Origin of the sequence: Flagellimonas beolgyonensis (assembly GCF_003992615.1) — a bacterium.
Taxonomy (GTDB): Bacteria; Bacteroidota; Bacteroidia; order Flavobacteriales; family Flavobacteriaceae; genus Flagellimonas; species Flagellimonas beolgyonensis.
Window position 1 is genome coordinate 205,414 of record NZ_RZMY01000015.1, and the last position, 288, is coordinate 205,701.

At 64.2% G+C, this 288-nt stretch carries 1 protein-coding gene; it reads right to left on the reverse strand.

Translation table 11 applies throughout. From position 1 onward, the window contains the following. On the reverse strand, positions 1 to 288 hold a 288-nt coding region (locus tag EO131_RS17155; protein ID WP_206512880.1), incomplete at both ends, for a hypothetical protein.

The following is a 288-nucleotide window of genomic DNA, read 5'->3' on the forward strand; positions in this document are numbered from 1 at the left end:
CGTATAGTTCACCGTTATCGCGGAGCCCGTGCCGTTCACCGCATCCAGGCTAACCGTATATTCTCCCGTGGTAGTGCCCGCCTCGGTCGCCGTGTTGTCCGTGGCCGCTATCGTCGCAACCGGGTCCGGAGCAACATCGTCGCTGGCAATGGTCACCGTATCGTTGTCGGGGGAGCCCACCGTGTAGCCCGTGCCCGCAGCAAGGGTCAGGATCACCGTCTCGTTGCCCTCGACTTCCACATCGTCGACAGGGGTCAGGGTGATCGTGGCCGTCTGCTGGCCGTCGGG